Source organism: Deltaproteobacteria bacterium (assembly GCA_019310525.1).
Classification (GTDB): domain Bacteria; phylum Desulfobacterota; class DSM-4660; order Desulfatiglandales; family HGW-15; genus JAFDEE01.
Window position 1 is genome coordinate 1 of the sequence record JAFDEE010000139.1, and the last position, 4,365, is coordinate 4,365.

The 4,365-nt window shown below is 57.8% G+C and carries 3 protein-coding genes; all 3 read right to left on the reverse strand.

Annotated features, from left to right (window positions below):
- A partial coding sequence (locus JRF57_16120) for an FAD-binding protein (GenBank protein MBW2305223.1) occupies nt 1-1,436 on the reverse strand: 1,436 nt, incomplete at its 3' end.
- A gap of 111 nt (nt 1,437-1,547) precedes the next feature.
- The gene (locus JRF57_16125; GenBank protein ID MBW2305224.1) at nt 1,548-2,543 is read right to left on the reverse strand and encodes an amidohydrolase; all 996 of its coding nucleotides are present in this window, start codon (nt 2,541-2,543) and stop codon (nt 1,548-1,550) included.
- Nucleotides 2,544-2,717: 174 nt separating this feature from the next.
- On the reverse strand, nt 2,718-4,365 hold a 1,648-nt coding region (locus JRF57_16130; GenBank protein ID MBW2305225.1), incomplete at its 5' end, for a TRAP transporter fused permease subunit.

Consider the following 4,365-nt stretch of genomic DNA (forward strand, 5'->3'; position numbering starts at 1 on the left):
TCCAGGAAGGTCTCCAACCTCTCCAACTTCCGGATTCCCGTCTTGATCCCTTCCGCCGTCCGCATCACTCCAACGTGTTCGGCCATGATCTTGCGGATCGCATCCTCGATTTGACGGTAGGGGTAACCTGAGGCGCGCCGGAGAGGGGCCATGAACCGCTCGATTTGTCCGCGGATTTCCCGCATGGAGGTATCCGCTTCCCGCTTGATCCCAAGGGCGAACTCCGCCGCCGATTTCCCCGCCTTGTAACCGCCCGTGACGGCCCCGTGCACGCAACGGTTGTGGTCGCACGCATCCCCGCAGGCATAGAGGCCCGGGACGGTTGCCGCCGAGTCCTTGTCGATCTTGACTCCGCTTCCCGTAAATTCCGTGGGACCTGCCTGCATCCCTTCTGAAACCGTGATCTCCACGGGCCTGGCTCTGAGGTCTTCTCCCCTCTGCTCGAAGTAGTCCGGGAGGGTATCTTTGTCATAACCCAGGGTAGCCCGGAGGTGCCGGAGATCCTTTTCATCAATGTGCCGGCAGTCGATGTAAAGGGGGCCCCGGCCGTTCCGGATCTCTTCGAGGGAATAAAAGACCACGTCGTAGCGAGGGGCCCGGTTTCCCATGGGATGATTTTTTTCCATGTAATACTCGCCCAGGCTGTTAAGGAATCGCCCCCCCATTCCCACCAGGGCGTTGAATCCCGGAGCGGCAAAGCCCTTTGGGAGCAAGGTCATTCGCATGTATTCCATGTTGGACAAGGCGGCCCCTGCCCTGAATGCCATGACCTGTCCGTCCCCCGTGTCAAAGGGGCACAGCCAGGTATTGAAGGGATTGAGCCTGGGATTTTCGTAAAGGCGGTTGGTGTTTCCCGTTGAGATAATGCTCGCCTTTGCTTGGATCACGTAGAAGTCGCCTGTCCGGATGTGGAAGCCGAGCCCCCCAACCACCGCGCCGTCCCGAGTGAGGAGGTCCACCATCATGACCTTGTCCAGAACCAGGCAACCGAGTTTCCTTACCGCCTTCCCGAGGCAGGGCTTGAGACGCTTTCCGTTGAAATTGATCCAGTAAGTCCCGGGTTGACCCATGGACCGGGTGCGATAAAAGGTCCCATCCGGTTGGGTGAGGGGATTGCCGATGCGGGCCATCCGCTCGATGGCGTCCGTAAGCTCCGAACAATACACGGAATCTATGATCTCGGGATGCCCCGTTCCCTTGCCCACCCTTTCCACATAATCCAGGAAGGCTTCCCGGGTGTCCCACTCGGGGTTGGTTCCCAGGTAAGCCAGGAAGTGGTCGACACCTCCACCAATATCGCCGCTCCGCTCGATCTTTCCCTTATCGGCGACAACCACGGACGCACCCTTTTCGGCCGCACCCATGGCGGCGTTGGTGCCGGCCAGTCCTCCCCCGATAACCAGGACGTCGGCTGAAAGTTCATGAATTTCCATCATGTTACTCCTTTCAGGGATACAATAAAAACCACGAGCTGAATGCCCGGAGAAATCTTTCTCCCTCCCGATCTCCTCATCTCTTTCCCGAAACTCCTCGGGAGAGGGAGGTTTTCAGCTGGTAGCCATGTGCATCAAGCGCAGGATGTTTTCCGAGAATATCTTTTCCTTGTCTTCCCGTGAAATGCCCAGTCCCTCTATGGAGGTGACGGCCTCGCGGATATCGCCGATCACGTGGGGATAGTCGGATCCAAGGATCAGATGATCGGCCCCGACAAAGGAATGTGCGCACATCAAGGCAGGTTCAAAAAAACTGACCGTATCATAGTAAAATCTTTTCAAATAGTCCTTGGCCGGGCCCGAGATGTTTGCCCGGCACTCGGGATAGGCCTCGTAACAATTCTGGATCCGTTCGGCGAGGTAAGGAACGGCTCCTCCCAGGTGGGACACGATGAATTTCAGCCCGGGGTACCTCTCCAGTATCCCCCCCATGACCAGACGCACTACGGCGATGCACAGTTCGGTCTCGAATCCGATCATGGGGCCGAGCCGATAGTCCCTGTAAGTTTGCTTGTCCCTGGGGGCCCTGGGATGGATGTGAATGGGGAGGTCGTAGGCGGAGATATGTTCATAGAAGGGGTAAAGCCTTTCATCATCAAGTTCCATGCCGTTGATGTTGGTCCCGATACAGGCTCCCCGGAAGCCCAGTTCCTCCACGCACCGCTTCAGTTCCCTCACGGCCCGCTCCGGGTCCAGGAAAGGAAGGGTGGCAAATCCCAAAAACCGACCCGGATGGTCCCGGGTGATTTCGGCCACCTCGTCGTTGACGGTCCTGGCCAAAGACTCCCCCAGATCCGGGGGGAAGATGTCCACGCTGGGTATTGAGAGGGTCAGGATCTGCATGTCCACCCCGGCCTCTTCCATGTCGGAGAGGCGTTTCTCGACATCCACCATGGGAGGAGTGAGGGTCACGAGCCGGTTGCCGTCTTGTACCAGGAGCCTTCTGCCCCACTCGTCCTTTTCCACGGTGATCCCAGCGGAGGCGCCTTCTTTCTCCAGTTTCCGCAAAAATTTTTCCGGATAGTAATGGTTGTGAACGTCTACGATCATTGATTTTGCTCCCTTGTCTCGAATTGGCCTGTTAATGACCCGGTAAGGGCCGGTGATAACCCATCCACGAGGTATAGCCGAAAATATCTTGGGTCCCGGGGGGGCGCGACCCGTGAAAAGCTGTCCAGATGCGGGTACCATCCTTTGCGGGATGAAAACAGCCTTTTCTTGGGCTTAAGGACTGCTGCCGATTCTGAGATCCGAACGCTTCGACCGGATCAGTTGGCTGATTGTGAAAAAGGCCAAGATTCCCAAACCGGCGACCCTTGTTGAAACATCCGGAATGAAGACCAGCAACCCGCCGAGCACTACCAGGATCCTCTCCCACCACCCAATCGCTACGAGGAAAAAACCCTCGAAAGCGCATCCTGCACACATGGCCCCCAGGCTGACGAAGAAAAAGGCCCCGAGGGTGTCCAGCCAGGATCCCACCATCAGGATTCCCGGATTGAAAATAAAGGCCCAAGGGACCAGATAGGCCGCAAAGCCCAGCCTCATGGCGCGAAACCCGGTCTTGAAGGGGCTGCCGCCGGATATCCCGGCGGCAATGAAGGCCTCGACAGCCACAGGGGGCGTGATGAATGCCAGACACCCGAAGTAAAAGAGGAACATATGGGCCGCGATAGGCTCCACGCCCGCCCGCACAAGGGCAGGGGCCAGGAGGACCACGGTCAGGATATAGACCCCCACCGCGGTCATTCCCATTCCCAGGATGAAGGCGGCGATTCCGGTCAGGAGTAAGAGAATAATGAGGTTTCCGCCGCTTAGATCCAGAAGCTGGGAGGTGAAGCGCATCCCTATCCCCGTTACCTGTATGGAGCCCACCAGGATGCCGATGGAGGCGCAAAGGGGGATGATGGGCATCATACCTCTGGCCGATTCTTCCAAGGCCACGAACAATTTTTTCGGTGTCAGGCGACTTTCCTTCTTAAAGGAACTGACGATGATAAGCACCGCAAGGGTGTACATGACAGACGTCTGGGCTGAATAACGGAGCCCTCCCAGGAGGAAGAGGAGCACAACAAAGGGCACGAGGTATTGCCAGCCTCCAGCCAGGGTCTTTCCAAGGGGCGGGAGCTCTTCACGGGGAAGCCCTCGAAGGCCGATCTTGGCTGCTTGGAGATCCACCTGGAACAGGAGGGTCCCGTAATAGGCTATTGCGGGGAGGAAGGCCGCCACGCAGACGTTCCAATAAGATATCTGGAGGAACTCGGCGATGAGGAAGGCCGTGGCTCCCATCACCGGGGGCATGAACATGCCCCCCAGAGAGGCCGTGGCCTCTACGGCCCCGGCATAATTCTTCTCGTACCCGGTCCTCTTCATCAGGGGGATGGTTATCTGACCCGTGGTGGCCACGTTGGCCGCTGTGGATCCCGAGATGGTTCCGAAAAAGGTGCTCGCCATTACCGCAGCCTTTGCTGCTCCTCCCCGGAAGGAGCCCCCCAGGGCCAGGGCCAGTTCACTGAAAAACCGGCTTGCGCCCGAAGCCCGAAGAAAACCGCCGAAAACGATGAATCCGGCGACGATGGTGGATACGATCCCGATGATGATACCCCAGAAGCCCTCTGCGCTGAGGTACATCCAGCCCAGAGCCATAGAGTAGGAGAAGCCCGTACTCCGCATAAATCCGGGGAAATAATTGCTGTAGACGGCATAAAAGAAGAAGAACCCGATCAGGCTGACGAGGATCCATCCCGTGGTTCTCCTTGCGGCCTCGAGAACGGAAAGGAAGAGCAGGGAGGCAAGGAAGATTTCGTATGGCCGGCAGACAAGTCGGCCCTCGGCTACCAGGGCGTTGCCATTGACGGCGATATACCCGCAT